Raw genomic sequence first — 17,383 nt, forward strand, 5'->3', positions numbered from 1 at the left:
ACGCCGAACCTGAGGAAGGGAACGAAGAAATGGCTTGTCAGCGCGATGACGAAGGGCGGCTGCGCGTGGGCGTGGTCGGTCTGGGAGGGCACGGCCGACGGACGCTGCTGCCGCTGCTCACCACCCTGCCGGTGCAGCTGGTGACGGTGTGCGACCAGGACGCCGCCCGGGCGGAGCGGACGGCACGCCAGTACGGCGCCGTCCCCTACACCGCGCAGGCCGACATGCTCGCGGAGCAGGCCCTGGACGCCGTGCTGCTGGCGGTACCCCCGCAGGAACACCCCCGGCTGGCGATCGAGGCCCTGGACCGGGGGGTGCACGTCTGGATGGAGAAGCCTCCGGCGGCGCGCGCCGCCGATCTGGACCCCGTCATCGACGCACGCGGTGACCGGGTGGTCGTCGTCGGGCTGAAGAAGGTGTTCATGCCCGCGGCCCGCAAGGCGCTCGAACTCCTCGCGCGGCCCGACACGGGTCGCCTGACGAGCCTGTACGCCCGGTACGCCCTCTCCGTCCCCGAGGACGGCGGCGACCTGCTGGAGCGGCGGGCGGACAGCCACTGGCTCGCGGAGGGCTGCCATCCGCTGTCCCTGCTGCTCGCCGCGGGCGGTCGGGTGGCGGAGGTCGACGTGCACCGCGGGGGTCTGGGCGACTGCCTGTGCGTGTTGCACTTCGCGAGCGGGGCCCTCGGGGTGCTCCAGATGAGCGAGAACCTCTCGATGTCGCAGCCGTTCGAGCAGTATTCCTTCGTCGCCGAGCACGGCACGGCCGAGATCCTCAACGGCAGCCGCGTCACCTTCCAGCGGGGCATTCCCTACGAGTACGGCGTGACGACCGGCTTCGCTCCGGAGGGTACGGACGGCGGGATGCTCTCCTGGGAGCCCCAGCAGAGCAGGTCCTCGCTGGAGAACCAGTCCTCCTTCGTGCAGGGCATCCACGCCGAGCTGAGCCACTTCTGCCGGTGCGTCCTGGACGGCCGGCCCGCGAGCCTCGGCACGCTGGAGTTCGCCCGCGAGGTGATGGAGGTCTACGAGGCGGCCCTGCTCGCGTCCGACGGCGGGCGGACACGGGGGGCGGTGACGCCCGGGGGCCGGTAGACATGGAGGGAGGGGCCCGGACGAGGAGAGGGTACGTGGCCATGTGCGCACCGGAACCGGCTCGGCGCCGGGGGCAGCGGTGATCGGCGAGGTCCTGCCGATGGCAGTCGTGATCGCCGTGTCGCCGTTCACGGTGATCCCTGCCGTGTTCATGCAGTTCACGCCGCGGGCCAAGGCCACCAGCGGTTCCTTCCTCGCCGGGTGGGTCATCGGGGTGGCGGTGCCCGCGGTCCTGTGCGCCGTGCTGACCTCCCTGGTCCCGCTGGGTGAGCGCGACCGGCCGTGGACGGACTGGGCGCGGATCGTGCTGGGCGTGTGCCTCGTCGCGTTGGGGATCCGGCAGTGGCTGGTCAGGCACGGTAAACCGGCTCCGCGCTGGATGCGGCTGCTCAGCGAGGCGGGGCCGGGCCGGGCGTTCCGGCTCGGGGTGCTCCTCGCGGTGGCCAACCCGAAGATCTTCCTGCTGTCGGCCGCCGCCGGGCTGGCCGTCGGATCCGCCGCTTCGTCGGCCGCGGGAGCGGGTGTCGGGCTGGCCGTCTTCACGGCCGTCGCGGCCAGTACGGTCGCGCTTCCGGTCCTGCTGCACACCGTGGGCGGGCCGCGCGTCCTGGGGCCCCTGGCCCGGGTCAAGCTGTGGCTGGAGACGCACGCGGCCGCGGTCATGGCCTGGGTGATCGTGGCCATCGGCGTGCTGCTGCTGGCGGAGGGCTTGGCCGGCGCCCTGTAGGACCCGACCCCCGCAGGCTGCCGCGGGGGTCTTCGTCGTCCGGTGTACCGGCGGGCGGTGCCCGTTCGGCGTGGGGGCCGACGGGGTCGTCCTCCGCGCGCGGCCGTGTCGCCCCGCTCCGGCCGTTCCCCCTCCGGTCGTTCCCCCTCCGGCCGGCGTCGCGCGAGGGACCGCTTCTGCGTCCTGCTGCTCGCGCCGGCGGCCAATCCGCGTGGCGTGTCGGCCAGTTGTCCGGAATCGCGCTCGTTCGCGAGGAGCAGGGAAGGCGCCCTGAGGGATGATTCGCCCGCCCTCCGATTGCCCCAAGGTGTGCAGGGAACCGCTTTCCTCACCGAAAGGATCGGCTCTTCGTGCGTACGAAACGCTTCGCACCCCTGCTCGCCACCGCCGGACTCCTCGCCACCGCCGTGCCCCTCCTCACCGCGACCGGGGCGGTCGCGGAGCCGGCGCCCGACTACGGTGCGCGGAAGCCCGCTTGGCACCGGTGCAGCCCCGACCAGCCGGCCTCGTACGAGTGCGCGACCATCAAGGTGCCGCTCGACCACCAGCGTCCTCGGGGGCGCACGATCGACCTGGCGATATCCAGGGTCAAGAGCGAGAATCCGGCGAAGCGGCACGGGGTCCTGCTGCTGAACCCGGGCGGTCCGGGCGGTCCGGGGCTCGGTCTGCCCCTGGAGATGAGCGCGGCGCTCCCCGCGGAGGTCAGGGAGAAGTACGACCTGATCGGCTTCGACCCGCGGGGCGTCGGGGGCAGCACCCCGATCACCTGCGGCATGACGGACGCCGAGCAGAACCTCGACCGGCCCTACCGGCCCGCGACGTTCCCCTCGGACGTCGCCTGGGCGCGGACGGTGGCGGAGAAGTGCCGGGAGAAGGCCGGCGCCCTCCTCCCCCACCTCAACACCCGCAACACGGCACGGGACATGGACGTCATCCGCGCCGCTCTCGGCGAGCGGAAGATCTCCTACCTGGGCTACTCGTACGGGACCCACCTCGGCGCGGTGTACACGCAGATGTTCCCGGACCGCGCCGACCGGTTCGTGCTCGACAGCGGGGTCGACCCCGGGCGGATCTGGCGCGGCATGTTCCAGGTGTGGGCCACGGAGGCCGAGCCGGCCTTCGCGCGCTGGACCCGGTGGACGGCCGAGCGCGACGCCGAGTTCGGGCTCGGCAGCACTCCGGGTGCCGTCTCCAAGTCCTTCTGGGACCTGGTGGCGCGGGCCGACCGGGAACCCGTCGAGTTCGAGGGGTTGAAGCTGACGGGCGACAACATCCGGTCCGCGCGGCCCCTGTTCTTCACCCCTGCGGCGGCCGCGCCGCTGATCGCCGCCGTGAAGGCCGCCGCCGAAGGCCGTCCGCTGCCCCAGGGCCTGGCCGTGCCCGACGCGAGGACCGTGTTCGGTCCGGACCGGCTCAAGGCCGCCGCCGTGCCCGCCGCATCACCCGGAGCCCCGCCCGCCGCGTCGTCCGTCACACCGCCCGCCGCCTCGCCCGCGCCGACCGGTGGTGCGACCGCACCCCAACCGGCGTCGGACAACGGCACCGCCGTCTTCTGGGCCGTGGTCTGCGCGGACACCGACGCCTGGCCGCGCGATCCGGGGCAGTACGCCCGCGACGCGGCCCGGGACAAGGCGAAGTACCCGCTGTACGGGGACATGGCCTCCAACATCAAGCCGTGCGCCTTCTGGCAGCGGCCCCTGGAGGCGGCCACGCCCATCACGAAGCGGGTGAACGTCCTGACCGTGCAGAACGAGTGGGACTCGCAGACCCCGCTCGTCAGCGGACAGGGCCTGCACCGCGCGCTGAAGGGCTCGCGGATGGTCCTCGCGCGGGGCGGGGAGGGGCATGCCGTGTACCTCGTCGAGCCCAACTCCTGTGTGAACGCCCCGGTCAGCGCCTACCTGGCCACGGGCCGACTGCCCGCCCGGGACATCACCTGCCGGACCGAGCCGGCCCCGGCGGAACGCCGTGAGGCGCTCCCGGCGCCGTCCCCGTTCCCGAACGGTCCGCAGCGCTTCTGAGTCGGCGCGATCGGTCCGGGCATTGCCGCGCCCGGACCGATCGGCCCCGGGGCACCGTCCGCGTCACCCGCGGGCGGTGCCCCGTCCCGTTTCCGCCGGCCGCCGCCTGTCGCCCCGCCACGTGTCCCCCCGCCGCCTCTCCCCGCCGCGTGCCGGATTCCCGGTCAGCCCGTGCGGGATGACGCCTCCACCGCCGCCTTGATGCGGGCGCCGAACGCGGGGGCGTCCTTGCGGGCCGCGCCCAGGGCCAGGCCGACGAGGAGCTTGCCGACGCCGTGCCCCTCCAGGGTGTTGAAGACGCGGACCCGGGTGCGACCGCCGGGCAGGGGTTCCAGGTCGTAGCCGCCCTCGGCCGTCACGAGGTTCTTGCTCTGTTCGGTCCAACGGATCAGGCCCGGAGGCTCGATGGCCGTGATCCGGAACTCCCGGCCCGTCTTCATCCCGGCGTCCTTGACCGTGCTGCGGAAGACGGTACCGACGGTGGTGGGACCCTCCGGGACCTTCGTGATCCGCTGGACGCGCGGGCTGAACTCGGGATCGTTGCGGCCGTCGGCCAGATAGGCGAACACCGCCTCGACCGGCCGGTCGATGTCGACCGTCGCCTCGAACCGTCCACCCATGTGAGACTCCCTCGCCGTACGTCCGCCGCGTTCCCGCGCGTGGTCACGCGCCCGCGCGCCACTTCCCGCGCGGTCGCTCCCTACGCGGTCACGATCCCAGACCGGAACCGCCCGCGCGCGCCGGCAACCCCGACAGCAGGACCTCCGGCGTCCCGCGCGGGGTGCGAAGTCGAGGCGCGGCACGGCCGGCGTCGAGTCCTCCTCGTGGGCGGCGGCCACGGCCGCGCAGGGGGTGGACGTGGACGAGGGCCGCCCGCTCTCACTGGTCGGCGAGCTGCGGGAACGTGCGTTCCAGTGCGGCGGCCGGGCGCTGATCAGGTCGCACGGGACGCCGCGGAGCGCCTGCCGGGCGTCGGGACCGTCACCGCGGGCCGTGGCCGGCCGGGAGGCCGGCCACGGGCCGTCGGGTCAGCCGAGGAGGGCGTAGACCGTGGAGGCCTTGGCCGCCGGTTCGTCGGCGCCCTCGGGGGTCATGGTGACGTCGGCGAAGGCCATCCGTTTGCCGAGCTTGGTGACGCTCACCGCGATCAGCACGTCCGCGGCGATCACCGGCCGCTGGAAGCTCGTCGACTGCTGGACCGTGGTCATCGGCCCGTACCCGCCGCGGGCGGCGGAGATCGCGATGACGGTCGCGGTGTCCGCGGCGGCCATCAGGGCCTGACCGCTCAGGCCGCCACCGTCCCGGGCCAGGTCGTCGGACCAGGGCAGCCGCAGCACGGCGTGCCGGGTACCCGTCTCCTCGACGGTGAGGCCGAGGGCCAGCACCCAGGGGGCGAAGTTGTCGGCCAGGATCGTGTCGGCTTCTGCCGGTGTCAGCGTCACCCGAGGATTGTGGCGGCCCGGAGCGGGCCGCCACAACACCGCTGCGGTGAAGGGGCCTTCGCTCAGAGTCCGGCGGCGAGCTCCGTGCCCTGCCGGATCGCCCGCTTGGCGTCGAGTTCGGCCGCCACGTCGGCGCCGCCGATGAGGTGGGCCTCGACGCCCGCCGCGCGGAGCGCCTCGTACAGGTCTCGGCGGGGTTCCTGGCCGGTGCACAGGACGACCGTGTCGGCGGTTACGAGGCGCGCCTCGCCTTCGACGGTGATGTGCAGGCCCTCGTCGTCGATCCGCTCGTACGTCGCCCCGGCGACGGAGACCACTCCGCGGTGCTTGAGCTCCGCGCGGTGGATCCAGCCGGTGGTGGTGCCGAGGCCCTTGCCGACCTTGGTGGCCTTGCGCTGGAGCAGGTGCACCCGGCGCGGCGGGGCGGGACGCTCGGGGGCGGTCAGACCGCCGGGGCCGGTGTAGGCGGTGTCGACGCCCCAGTGGCGGAAGTAGACCTCGGGGTCCTGGGCCGCGCCCTCGCCGCTGTCCGTGAGGAACTCGGCGACGTCGAAGCCGATGCCGCCCGCGCCGACGACGGCGACGCGCTCGCCGACGGCGGCCCCGTCGCGGAGCACGTCGAGGTAGCTGACGACGTTGTCCCGGTCCACGCCCTCGATGGCGGGGGTGCGGGGGCTGACGCCGGTGGCGACGACGACCTCGTCGTAGTCGCGCAGGGCCTCCACGTCGGCCCTGGTGTTCAGTCGGACCTCGACGCCGCTGTCGACGAGCTGGGTGCCGAAGTAGCGGATGGTCTCCTCGAACTCCTCCTTGCCCGGGATGCGCCGGGCGACGTCGAGCTGGCCGCCGATGTGGCCGGAGGCCTCGTAGAGGGTGACGGCGTGGCCGCGGCCGGCGGCGGAGACGGCGCAGGCCAGACCGGCGGGTCCGGCGCCGACGACGGCGACGTTCTTCTTGCGCCGGGTGGGCGCGAGGACGAGCTCGGTCTCGTGGCAGGCGCGGGGGTTGACGAGGCAGCTGGTGATCTTGCCGCTGAAGGTGTGGTCGAGGCAGGCCTGGTTGCAGCCGATGCACGTGTTGATGGTCTCGGAGCGGTCGGCCGCGGCCTTGGCGACGAAGTCGGGGTCCGCGAGGAAGGGGCGCGCGAGGGAGACCAGGTCGGCGCGGCCGTCGGCGAGCAGTTCCTCCGCGATCTCCGGGGTGTTGATCCGGTTGCTGGTGACGAGCGGCACGCTCACCGCGCCCATCAGCCGCTTCGTGACCCAGGTGTAGGCGCCGCGCGGCACGGAGGTGGCGATGGTGGGGATGCGGGCCTCGTGCCAGCCGATGCCGGTGTTGATGATGGTGGCGCCGGCGGCCTCCACCTCCTTCGCGAGGCGGACGACCTCGTCGAGGGTGGAGCCGCCGGGGATCAGGTCGAGCATGGACAGTCGGTAGACGAGGATGAACTCCTCGCCGACGGCCTGTCGGGTGCGGCGGACGATCTCCAGCGGGAAGCGGGTGCGGTTCTCGTACGCGCCGCCCCAGCGGTCGGTGCGCCTGTTCGTCGCGGCCGCGATGAACTCGTTGATGAGGTAGCCCTCGGAGCCCATGATCTCGACGCCGTCGTAGCCGGCCAGCTTGGCGAGGCGGGCCGCCCTGACGAAGTCCTCGACGGTGCGCTCGACCTCTATGTCGGAGAGCTCGTTCGGCACGAAGGGGCTGATCGGGGCCTGGAGGGCGCTGGGGGCGACCAGGTCCTTGTGATAGGCGTAGCGGCCGAAGTGGAGGATCTGCATGGCGATCTTCCCGCCCTCGGCGTGCACCGCGTCGGTGATCACCCGGTGCTCGGCGGCCTCCTCCTCCGTGGTGAGGCGGGAGCCGCCCTCGAAGGGGCGTCCGGCGTCGTTGGGGGCGATGCCGCCGGTGACGATGAGGCCGACGCCACCGCGGGCGCGCTCGGCGTAGAAGGCGGCGAGGCGCTCGAAGCCGCCCTCGTGCTCCTCCAGGCCGGTGTGCATCGAGCCCATGATCACTCGGTTCGGCAGGGTGGTGAAGCCGAGGTCCAGGGGGCTCATCAGGTGCGGGTAGCGGCTCTGGGAACTCATGGGGGCGCCTCCTCGCGCGGGGGTGATGAACCTGTTCTAGCGAGGGCCGGCCGCTTTTGCAACTAGGTGCATAACCAGATGGGGGTGGTTCGGACACCCGTCCCGCCTCCCACCGGCCCGCGCCACCCCGCCCTGTGGCGCAGTTCACGGCCCGAACGGCACCCCGTCGGCGAGTGCGCCGCCGCCGGGGAGGCGGCCCCGGGGTGGACCGGGGCCGCGCGGCCCGTCAGGCGCGGCGCAACCGTACGGTGACGATCTGGAACGGACGCAGGGTCAGGGCGACCCGGCCGTCCGCCGTCGGGGCGGCGACGGCGGAACCCGCCAGGGGCCGTTCCAGCAGATCGCTCTCGACGGCCGCGGTGATCGCGAAGCCGGGGGTCAGGGTGGCCGTGGCCCGGCCGCCCCGGGACTCGTAGAGGCGTACGATCACGTCCCCGCCGCGGTCCTCGGCGAGTTTGACCGCCTCGACGACGACCGCGTCCTCGTCCACCGCCAGCAGCGGCTCGACCGGGCCGGCTCCCCTCACCGACCGCTCGGGCAGGTTCAGGGCGTGCCCCTCGCGGACCGCGTCCCCGATCGTCGCGCCGGGCGCGAGGGAGAACCGCAGGGTGTGGCGGCCCTGGTCGGTCTCCGGGTCGGGGTAACGGGGGGCGCGCAGGAGGGACAGCCTGACCGTGGTGGTCCGGCCGCCGTCGGGGCGCACGTCCCGGGTGACGTCGTGCCCGTAGGTGGAGTCGTTGAGCAGGGCCACTCCCCAACCGGGCTCCTCCACCTGGATCCAGCGGTGTGCGCAGATCTCGAACTTGGCCGCCTCCCACGAGGTGTTGGTGTGGGTGGCGCGGTGCACATGACCGAACTGGGTCTCGGCGGCCGACCGGTCGGCCGCCACGTCGAGGGGGAAGGCCGCCTTGAGGAACTTCTCGCTCTCGTGCCACTGCACGTCCGTGACGAGGTCGACGGTGCGGGCCCCGGCCCGCAGGGTGATCGTCTGCACCGCGGTGGACGAGCCGAAGGAGCGGGTGACGGTGACGGTCGCCGCGTCCGGCCCACCGTCCGTGACCTCCATCGAGTCGAGGGCGACGAGGTCGGTGACCTTGTTGCGGTAGAACGCGTCGATGTCCCAGGCGTCCCACATGTTCGGGAAGTCGGGGTGGATCTGGAGCAGGTTGGCGGCGCTCCCCGGGGCGAGCGACTCGCGGTCCCGTTCCAGGTCGTAGGCCGAGACGATCAGTCCGCGACCGTCGACCTCGACCAGCAGCCGGCCGTTGGCGAGGACGTGCCCGCCGCCGTGCCGCTCCTCGACCGTGACGGGCCCCACCGGCTCCTCGGGGCGCCCCGCGCCGCCCGCGGGCACGCCGCGTCGGGCGTGCGGTGCGCAGTTGAAGACGAGTTCCTCGGCGCCTTCGCCCGCCAGGGCCGACTGTGCCGCCCCCGTGATCGCGAGGAGCTCCTCGCGCACGGCCGCGTACGTCGCACGGGCCTCCCGGTGCACCCAGGCGATGGAGGAACCGGGCAGGATGTCGTGGAACTGGTGGAGCAGCACGGTCTTCCAGAGCCGCTCCAGGTCCTCGTACGGGTAGTCGAAGCCGGGGACGCGCACGGCGGCGGTCGCGGCCCACAACTCGGCCTCCCGGAGCAGGGATTCGCTGTGCCGGTTGCCCTGCTTGGTCCTGGCCTGGGAGGTGTAGGTGCCGCGGTGCAGCTCCAGGTAGAGCTCCCCGGCCCAGACCGGCGCGTCCGGGTATTCGGCGTGCGCCTTCTCGAAGAAGGCGTCGGGCCGTTCGACCTCCACCCGCGGGGAGCCTTCGAGGTCGCGCAGGCGCCGGGCCCGGGCGAGGTGTTCGCGGGTGGGGCCGCCGCCGCCGTCACCCCAACCGAAGGGGACCAGCGAGCGTGAACCCCGCCCCTTCTCCTGGTAGTTGCGTGCGGCGTGGGCCAGTTGGGCGCCGCCCAGGTCGCTGTTGTAGGTGTCGACGGGTGGGAAGTGCGTGAAGACGCGGGTGCCGTCGATGCCCTCCCACCAGAAGGTGTGGTGGGGGAACTTGTTGACCTGGGACCAGGAGATCTTCTGGGTCAGGAACCACCGCGAGCCGGAGAGCTTCACGATCTGCGGCATGGCGGCGGTGTAGCCGAAGGAGTCCGGCAGCCACACGTTCCTCGTCTCGATGCCGAACTCGTCGAGGAAGAACTTCTTGCCGTGGAGGAACTGGCGGGCCATGGCCTCGCCGCCCACCATGTTGGTGTCGGACTCCACCCACATGCCGCCCACCGGCACGAACCGGCCGTCCGCGACCTTCTTCTTGATCCGTTCGAAGAGCTCGGGCCGGTGGGTCTTGATCCAGTCGAGCTGCTGCGCCTGGGACATGGCGAAGACGAACTCCGGGTGCTCGTCCATCAGGGAGACCACGTTGGAGGTGGTCCGGGACACCTTGCGGACGGTTTCGCGCAGCGGCCACAACCAGGCCGAGTCGATGTGGGCGTGGCCGACCGCGCTGATCCGGTGTGCCGACGCGTTGGCCGGCACGGCGAGGACCGGGGCGAGGAGGGCGCGGGCGGCGGCGGCCGTGGCGGGGACGTCGGTGAGGTCCACCTCGTCCAACGCGGAGTCGACGGCGCGCAGGATCGCGTACCGGCGGGCGTCCGCCCCGTCGAGCTGCGTCATCAGCTCGTGGAGCACTTCGAGGTCCTGTACGAGTTCCCAGACCTCGGTCTCGAAGACGGTGAGGTCCATCCGGGCGAGTCGGTAGAGGGGCTGGTCCCCACTGGTCGGCCGGTCGCCCTCGTAGGTGGGCGAGTGGTTGACCAGGATCGGATTGGAGGCTGCCTCGACGTACCACTCGACGCGCTCGCCGCCCGTCGCCCGGTCGGCGACGCGGACCCAGTCGTTGTACGGGTTGAGCCCCTTGACCTCGCTCCCGTCGGCCCGGTGGACGAGGCCCTCGCACTGGAAGCCGGGCATCATCCGGTCGAAGCCGAGGTCGAGCACGGCCTCGACGACACGGCCCGCCCAGTCGGCGGGTACCCGGCCGGTGACCTTGAACCAGGTGGTGCCCCAGGCCGGGCCCCAGGCATCGCCGGACGCGCAGGGCCCGTACGGGGCGGCCAGGCCCTCGGCCACGGGCACCGGTTCGCCGGGCGCGTCCCAACGCTCGACGGTGAGCGGTACCGAGCGGGAGCGGACGGCGGGTTTGATCCGCTCGGCGAGGACGCGGCGCAGACGGTGTTCGGCGATGCTGCGGTCATCGTGCATGACGGCTCCAGGGGGCCGGCCGGTCGCCGGGGCGACTCGGGCAACGGACGGGCGACGGACGGGCGGACGGGGAACCGGCGGATCAGGTCTTGACGGCCCCCTCGGCGACGCCCTTGAAGAAGTAACGCTGGAGGGCGAAGAAGAGGAGCATCATCGGGATCAGCGCGGCCATGGCCCCGGCGGCGATGGTCCGCTGGTCGCTGGTGGTCGTGGCGCCGGCGAGGGTCTTGAGGCCGAGCTGGAGGGTGTAGTGCTCGCTGTCGGTGAGGACGAGCAGCGGCCACAGGAAGTCGTCCCAGGCCCCCATGAAGCTGGTGATGCAGACGACGGCGAGGGCACCCTTGGCGGAGGGCAGGAAGACGCGGGTGAAGCGGGTCCACTCGCCCGCGCCGTCGATGACGGCGGCCTCCTCGATCTCCCGGGGCACGGACAGGAAGGCAGCCCTCATGATCATGATGTTGAGGACGGAGACGGCTCCGGGCAGCCAGACCCCGACGAGGGTGTCGACGAGGCCCATCCCCCGTACCGTCAGGAACATCGAGATCATCACTGACTCGAAGGGGAACATCAGCGTCGCCACGAGAACGGTGAAAACGCTCTTGCGGCCCTTCCAGCCGGCGCGGGACAGGGCGTATCCGCCCATCGCCGCGAACAACAGGTTGGAGGTGACGGACAGGGCCGCCACGGTCAGCGTGTTGCCGACGTACTGGAGCAGGGGGAAGGACTCGGCGACGAGGACGTAGTTGTCGAGGGTGGGCCGGGACGGCAGCACCCCGTCGTACACGTTCTCGGTACGGCCGCGGATCGAGGTCAGGAACTGCCAGACGATCGGGCCGAGCATGACCACGAGCATCAGCAGCAGGGTCACGTACCGGCCGGTGCGGCCGAGGAGGCGACGGCGCAGGTCCGCCCGAGCGCGCGGGTCCGTGGCCGGTCGGGAGGCGGCCGGTTCGGGCGGGGCCGCCCGGGGTGGGTCGGTCGGGGGGCGGCCGGCCGGGGGCCGGCCCGTGGGCGCGCTCAACTCTCGTCCCCCTTCGACAGGCGGTGGCCCAGCAGGCTGAAGACCAGGGTCAGCAGGAACAGCAGCAGCGAGATGGCCGAGGCGTAGCCGGTCTCGCCGGAGAAGCCGAGGCCCACCTGCCGGATCAGGAACGGCAGCGTCCGGGCGCCGCCCCCGGGACCGCCGCTCTCGCCGCCGAGGATGTAGATCTCGGTGAAGACGCGCAGCGCCGAGATCGCGGAGAGCGTGCCGACCAGCAGCATCATCGGTTTGACCTGGGGGACGGTGATGCTGAAGAAGCGGCGTACGGGCCCGGCGCCGTCGAGCGCGGCGGCCTCGTGGAGGGAGGCGGGGACGTTCCCGAGGGCCGCCAGGTAGAAGACCATGTAGTAGCCGAGGCCCTTCCACACGGTCACGATCATCGCCGAGACCAGCAGCATGGCACTGTCCGTCAGGAACGGAATCGGCTCCGAGACCACGCCGAGCTCGCGGAACACCGTGTTGACCAGTCCGTCGCTGCGCAACACCCATTGCCAGATCAGGCCGACGACGACGGAGGAGGCGATCACGGGCGTGTAGAAGGCCGAGCGGAAGAGTCCGATGCCGGGGAGTTTCGTGCGGACGAGAACCGCGAGGGCGAGCGGCAGCAGGACCAGGCAGGGGACGACGACGGCCAGGTAGAGGACGCTGTTGCCGGTGGCCACCCAGAAGTCCGGGTCCCGGAGGGCGCGGGTGTAGTTGTCGAGGCCGACGAAGCCGCCGCCGCGCAGGATCCGGGCGTCGGTGAAGGACAGGATCACCGTGTTGACGAACGGCCAGACGCTGAACAGGGCCACCATGACCAGCCCGGGGGCGAGGAAGAGGTAGGGCGCCCACCACGTCCGGTGGGGCAGGCCCTCACCGCTGCCGGCGGCGGTGCCCCGGGCGGCGCCTGCCTCCTTCACGGTCACGGGCGGGCCGCGGCGGACAGCAGCTGGTTCGCCTCCTCCTGGGCCCTGCGCACCGCCGTCCTCGGATCCTGCTCCCCCAGGATGGCCTTCTGCATCTCGCGCACCACGGCGTCGCCGACCTGGCTGGTCCACTGGACCGGCGTGTTGGCGTCGAGCGCCGCGCTCTTCAGCTGTTCCGCCCCGACGGCGCGGGCCACCGTCTCGGCGTCCCGGCCGTCACCCCGGTCGGAGAAGTACGGGTCGGCCAGGCCCCGGGCGTTGGACGGGTAGATGGTCGCCTTCCGGGAGAACTCGACCTGGTTGGGCCCGTTGGTGACCCACTTCGCGAACTCGGCCGCCGCGTCCGGGTGTTCGGTGTCCTTCCTGATGCCGAGGGCTTGGGCGTAGATGCCGATGTGACCGAGCTCGCCGGTGACGGCGGCGGCGACCCGGGTGCGCTCGTAGATCTGCGGGGCGTTCTGCCGGATGTCCTTGACGAAGCCCGGGGAGCCGGGGCCGAAGACGAGTTTGCCGCCCCCGTAGAGCTGGTTGATGTCGTCGGACTTCAGCAGGGATTCCTTCGGCATGGCGCCCTTGGCGTACAGGTCCTTCATCCGCTCGACCCATTCGACGGCCTTGTCCGTGTCGAAGGTGAAGCGGTCCCTGCGCTCGTTGAGGATCGGGACGCCCATCTTCTGCCAGTCCCCGGGCAGGCGCCCCTTGGGGTCGGCCATGAAGGCGGCGTACCGGCCGCCGGAGCGGGCGGCGATCCGCTCGGCGTGGTCGAAGAACTGCTCGACGGTGGTGGGTGGCCGGCCCGGATCGAGACCGGCCTTCTCGAAGAGGTCGGTGTTGAAGGTGAGGACCTCGGGGGTCACGTACCAGGGGTAGGCGTACACGCCGTCGCCCCGGCCGGGGAGCTTGAACTGCTCCCAGGCACCGGGCACGTAGTCCTTGGCGATCTCGCCGTCCAGCGCCGAGACGTCGGCGAGCATGCCCCGGTCGCCCAGCAGTTGGAAGGAGTCGGTGGAGAGGTTGACCACGTCGGGGAGGGTCCCGGCCCGGGCGTCGGCGACCAGCTTCTCGTTGTACCCGTCCCCGGGGACGTCCTCCCATTTCACCGTGACGTCGGGGTGGCTCCGCTCGAAGGAGTCGATGACTCCCTGGACGTAGCCGGTGAACTTCGGCTTCAGCTGGAGGGTGCGAAAGGTGATGCCGCCGGACACGGTCCCCGTCCGCTCCGCCTGCTTGCTCTGCGACGCGCCCCCGTCCCCGCCCAGACCGCACGCGGACAAGGAGAGGAGGCCACCCGCCAGCAGGGTGGTGAGGATTGTCCGTGCCGCCTGGGAACGAGTCATCTCCGCCGCCTTCAGGGGAAGTTCCGACCTCGGGCCGGAGGGCGGTGCCCACGCTGTCCGGTATCCCGGAGCCCGTCAACGTGCCCGAAATCCCTTTGGCCGACGACGCGTACGTCCGCCGTCCCGAGGAGAACGCGACGCATCCCTCCGGGCCCCACCCCACCCCTTCCCCCAGCTGGACTGATGCGCTTTAGTTCCGATCTTTCCCGGCACTGCGGCGCTTTGTTCGGGAGCTGGATTTCCGGGCGGGTTTTGACTTCTTGTCGACGGTCGGAACGAGCCGCACCCATGCGGTTTATCGAAGGCGCCGGGGCGCGCCCGGCAACCCTCGTACGGAACAGCGCCGGCCGTGCGTCCGCGACCGCCCTCCGGGATATCCGTTGAACGCGGACGATCGCCCGGCTAGGTTCGGGACCGACACACCACGGCGTGTAGCTCAGCAGCAGAGCACCGGGCTTGCTTCCCGGGGGGCGCAGGGGCGGAACCTGCCACGCCGGCCATGAACGCCAACGCTGATCAGCAGCAGCCCGTCCCGTCCCCGTCCGTCTCCCCGTCGTACGCGGCGGACCGACTCGCGAGGGCCCGGCGCACCGCCGCGGTCCACCCGGACACCGCCACCCGCGAGCGGGCGGTGACCCGGATCCGCCAGTGGCAGGACGTCCTGTCGGGCATGGCCCGGGGCACCCTCGCCGTCGGATCGCGCACTCCCGTGTCCGGACTCCCGGCCTGGGTCACCCCCGAAGTGGTCACCGGCGGTTTCGCCACCGGCGCCGCCTCCGCGGGCGGGCCGCTGCTGCCCCACGAACGGGAGGCCGCCCGTCGGGCCGGCGTCCCCGCCACCCGCGCGGCCCTCTTCGCGCACGGCCTCACCGAGGACGGCCTGCGCGACCTGTGGGCCCTGTTGGACAGCGGTTGCTACGAGGTGCGCCTCCCGGAGGAGGCCGCGCTGGCGACCGTCGCGTGGCTGGTGCGGGCCGGCGACTTCGAGGCCGCCGCCGAACTCGTCGGCGTGCTGGAGCCCTTCGCCGACCGGCTGCGCTTCACCCCGTGGCCCGCGGAGCGTCCCGCGCCGGGAGCGGACTCGGTGCACCGGTGGACCGTCGGCGAGGCCTCGGCCGCGCTCGCTCGCCGCAGGCCCAAGGCCGCCGTGGAAACCCAGCGCGAGGCGCTGGCCGTCTGGCGTCCCTTCGAGGACGAACTGCTCACCCACCGGCTGGAGGCACGCGACGGCGCGGCCGGCCCGCACTGGCACGCGGCCGGAGCGGCCCTGCTGGCGCGCTACGGGACACTCGCGGCCGAGCACACCCGCTGCACGAAGCACCTGGACCCGAAGTCGAACGCCGCGATCCTGCGGCGCGCGTTGGAGGAGCAGGTGGCGGGCCGCACCCTGACGCCCCGCCTCGGTGGCCTGTTGGAGGTCGCCGTCACCTCGATGGTCGCCAAGCGCGGCCTGCCCGGTTCCCCCGGGCACGTCCGGCTGCGGCAGGTCCAGGCCCACCAGGCGGGCCTGCCGGCGCACCACGCGCTGGCCGCCCTGGTGCTGCGCCGGATCTCCCGGCTCGACCAGGACGGCGGCACGCCCGACGTGGAGTCCCCGCTGGTCCCGGTGACCGCGGGGGAGGCTCGGGAGACGGGCCTGCCCGTGGGCGCGGCGATCCCGCCCGCGATCGGGGCCGCCGTCGCGGGCGCGCTCAGCGCGCCGCTGGAGGTGCTCGTGGAGCGGGGGGTGGTCCCCTCGGCCGAGGTGCTGGCCGGCCTCGTTCCGCAGCTCGTCGCCGCGGTGACCGCCGAACGGTATGCCGACGCCTCCCTGCGGACCCTGATGGCGGCGGCGTACCGCGCCTTCCGCAACCGCAGGTCGCTGCTCCTGCTCGACCTGGAACATCAGGTCCGGATCGATGAACTCCCTTGGATCCGGGCGGTCGCCGGGCACCGCGGCAACGGCGAGGACGTCCGGGAGCCCGCCCACGAGGCGGTGCGCCGGCTCGGCGAACTGGCCGTGCGGGCCTTCCCCGCGACGCTGTTGCCCAATCCTCTGGTCCGTGAGCTGGCGCAGCTCGCGGAGCAGGCGGAGCTGGGCGCCCCGTTCGTGGAGGAGCTGGCCGCCGACATCTTCACGGGGGCGTTCACGCCCAAGTTCCTGGTGGCCGCGCGGATCGCCGCGGAACTGCTCGACGGCAGCCTGTACGCCCGCTACTACGCGGTCGACTGCGCGGCGGTGCGCCGCATGGCGGTCGCCCGCGCGGCCGATCGGGCGGCGGGCGCCGACCGGGGGCGCACCGCGCCGGACTTCGCCCGGATGTGCGCGGAGCGTGCGGGGAGCGGCGGCTCCCGGGGGACGGCCGTGAACGGCACGGTGATCGAGCAGGCGCAGATCCTGACGACCCACAACCTCGCTACGCTGGTCGCCCGGGCCGGCATCGCGCCGATGCCCGGTTGGGCGGGCCTGGCGGGCGACTGCTTCGACACCGTGTGCCGGTCGGTGGCGCGGGTGGAGGGCAACCCCCGTCCGTTGTCGGCCGTCAAGGACGCGGCGTACGCCTGGCGCCAGATGCTGTTCCACCTCTCGCTGTGCGAGGAGGCGGACCGGCGCTCCGCGCTGGCCGGGATCGACGCGGAGGCCGCCCTGCGCCCGGCGCACGTCCGGGCCCGCCTGGCCCCGGCCCTGGCGGGGCTCCGACTGGTGGCCGACGGCGGCGCGTTCGGTCCGGACGGCACCGCCGACGGGGGCGCCGCCCGACGGCTGTTGGGCTGGAGCACCGACGGGCATTGGATGTGCCGCGTCGAGGTGCCGGGGCACCGGGAGGTACCGCGGCGTTGACCCGCCGCAGGGTCGGTCCGCCACGCCTCCCGGCCGACCGACCGACCGACGCGAACGGATCGCGGAGTGTAGTCCGGGTCGACCCGGCGTGGCCCTCGGGCGGACGTCTTCCGGGCCCGGCCGAGGAGCTCCCCCGGCGGTGGTCTACTTCATGCGGTAGGCGGCCTTGTCGGCGAGCCTGCCGTCCTTGAAGCACAGGCGCAGTACGTCGGAGCTGCTGTTGTCGGTGCTGGAGAGGTACCAGGCGCAGGTGCTGCCGGCGGGCTCGGCCGGGCCGCCGTCCTTCAGGGCGTCCTTGACGAAGCTGTCGCCCGAGGGAAGTTTGGCACGGACCTCCGTCTCGGGGTCGCCGACGCGGACGGCTTCGTAGACCTTCGGGTCGAGCAGGGTCTTGTCGGCGATGTCGAGGAGCTTCCCCGCGCCGAGGACGAGCGCCACGGCCAGGCCGATGCCCACCACCAACGCCACGCCGCAACCGATCAGACAACCCTTGCGCTGAGCCACGCCCGTTCCTCCGAGTCCACCGTGTCCGGTGCCCTTCACCGTGACGTACCGACCTTCGCAGCGGATGGTGTCGGTGGGCTGTCCCCGAAAGTCTCGGGCCGCCGCAACGATCGTCGTTCGGGGTCGCCGTTCGCGGTCGGGCCCCCGGGG

General features: G+C 72.7%; 12 protein-coding genes and 1 tRNA gene. 5 read left to right on the forward strand and 8 right to left on the reverse strand.

The features are described 5' to 3' along the window. Positions 1-29: 29 nt before the first annotated feature. The 3 genes from ACZ58N_RS31015 to ACZ58N_RS31025 all read left to right on the forward strand — a co-directional run bounded on the left by ACZ58N_RS31015 (position 30) and on the right by ACZ58N_RS31025 (position 3,842). Positions 30-1,094, forward strand: a complete 1,065-nt coding sequence (locus ACZ58N_RS31015; RefSeq protein WP_471166545.1) for a Gfo/Idh/MocA family oxidoreductase — start codon at positions 30-32, stop codon at positions 1,092-1,094. 100 nt (positions 1,095-1,194) lie between these two features. Continuing rightward, on the forward strand, positions 1,195-1,821 hold the full coding sequence (locus ACZ58N_RS31020; RefSeq protein WP_471166547.1) for a GAP family protein: 627 nt from the start codon (positions 1,195-1,197) through the stop codon (positions 1,819-1,821). 350 nt (positions 1,822-2,171) lie between these two features. Continuing rightward, complete coding sequence (locus ACZ58N_RS31025) at positions 2,172-3,842, forward strand: alpha/beta hydrolase (protein ID WP_471166550.1); 1,671 nt, start codon at positions 2,172-2,174, stop codon at positions 3,840-3,842. A 164-nt stretch (positions 3,843-4,006) separates the two neighbouring features. Here the strand turns inward: ACZ58N_RS31025 and ACZ58N_RS31030 are convergent, their stop codons facing one another. The 7 genes from ACZ58N_RS31030 to ACZ58N_RS31060 all read right to left on the reverse strand — a co-directional run bounded on the left by ACZ58N_RS31030 (position 4,007) and on the right by ACZ58N_RS31060 (position 13,908). Next, the gene (locus ACZ58N_RS31030) at positions 4,007-4,462 is read right to left on the reverse strand and encodes an SRPBCC family protein (protein ID WP_471166552.1); all 456 of its coding nucleotides are present in this window, start codon (positions 4,460-4,462) and stop codon (positions 4,007-4,009) included. A 408-nt stretch (positions 4,463-4,870) separates the two neighbouring features. Beyond that, the gene (locus tag ACZ58N_RS31035) at positions 4,871-5,284 is read right to left on the reverse strand and encodes a PaaI family thioesterase (protein ID WP_471166555.1); all 414 of its coding nucleotides are present in this window, start codon (positions 5,282-5,284) and stop codon (positions 4,871-4,873) included. Between the two features lie 62 nt (positions 5,285-5,346). After that, complete coding sequence (locus ACZ58N_RS31040) at positions 5,347-7,371, reverse strand: NADPH-dependent 2,4-dienoyl-CoA reductase (RefSeq protein ID WP_471166558.1); 2,025 nt, start codon at positions 7,369-7,371, stop codon at positions 5,347-5,349. Positions 7,372-7,597: 226 nt separating this feature from the next. Next, the gene (locus tag ACZ58N_RS31045; protein ID WP_471166562.1) at positions 7,598-10,621 is read right to left on the reverse strand and encodes an alpha-mannosidase; all 3,024 of its coding nucleotides are present in this window, start codon (positions 10,619-10,621) and stop codon (positions 7,598-7,600) included. A gap of 82 nt (positions 10,622-10,703) precedes the next feature. Further along, positions 10,704-11,525 carry a carbohydrate ABC transporter permease gene (locus tag ACZ58N_RS31050; RefSeq protein ID WP_471166611.1) on the reverse strand — a complete coding sequence of 274 codons (822 nt, stop codon included), beginning with the start codon at positions 11,523-11,525 and terminating at the stop codon, positions 10,704-10,706. Positions 11,526-11,638: 113 nt separating this feature from the next. Next, on the reverse strand, positions 11,639-12,571 hold the full coding sequence (locus ACZ58N_RS31055) for a carbohydrate ABC transporter permease (protein ID WP_471166564.1): 933 nt from the start codon (positions 12,569-12,571) through the stop codon (positions 11,639-11,641). Next, positions 12,568-13,908: an ABC transporter substrate-binding protein gene (locus ACZ58N_RS31060; RefSeq protein WP_471166567.1), complete on the reverse strand. Its 1,341-nt coding sequence runs from the start codon at positions 13,906-13,908 to the stop codon at positions 12,568-12,570. The genes ACZ58N_RS31055 and ACZ58N_RS31060 overlap by 4 nt, the downstream gene beginning before the upstream one ends. Before the next feature lie 425 nt (positions 13,909-14,333). Here ACZ58N_RS31060 and ACZ58N_RS31065 point away from each other — a divergent pair. Both ACZ58N_RS31065 and ACZ58N_RS31070 read left to right on the forward strand, forming a co-directional pair. After that, a tRNA-Ala gene (locus ACZ58N_RS31065) sits at positions 14,334-14,408 on the forward strand. Then, positions 14,408-16,729, forward strand: coding sequence for a hypothetical protein (locus ACZ58N_RS31070; protein ID WP_471166570.1), 2,322 nt, complete (start codon positions 14,408-14,410; stop codon positions 16,727-16,729). Before ACZ58N_RS31065 ends, ACZ58N_RS31070 begins: the two co-directional genes overlap by 1 nt. A gap of 144 nt (positions 16,730-16,873) precedes the next feature. Here the strand turns inward: ACZ58N_RS31070 and ACZ58N_RS31075 are convergent, their stop codons facing one another. Then, positions 16,874-17,233, reverse strand: coding sequence for a hypothetical protein (locus ACZ58N_RS31075; protein WP_471166572.1), 360 nt, complete (start codon positions 17,231-17,233; stop codon positions 16,874-16,876). Positions 17,234-17,383 lie beyond the last annotated feature (150 nt).

The organism is Streptomyces sp. NPDC040432 (genome assembly GCF_055595445.1).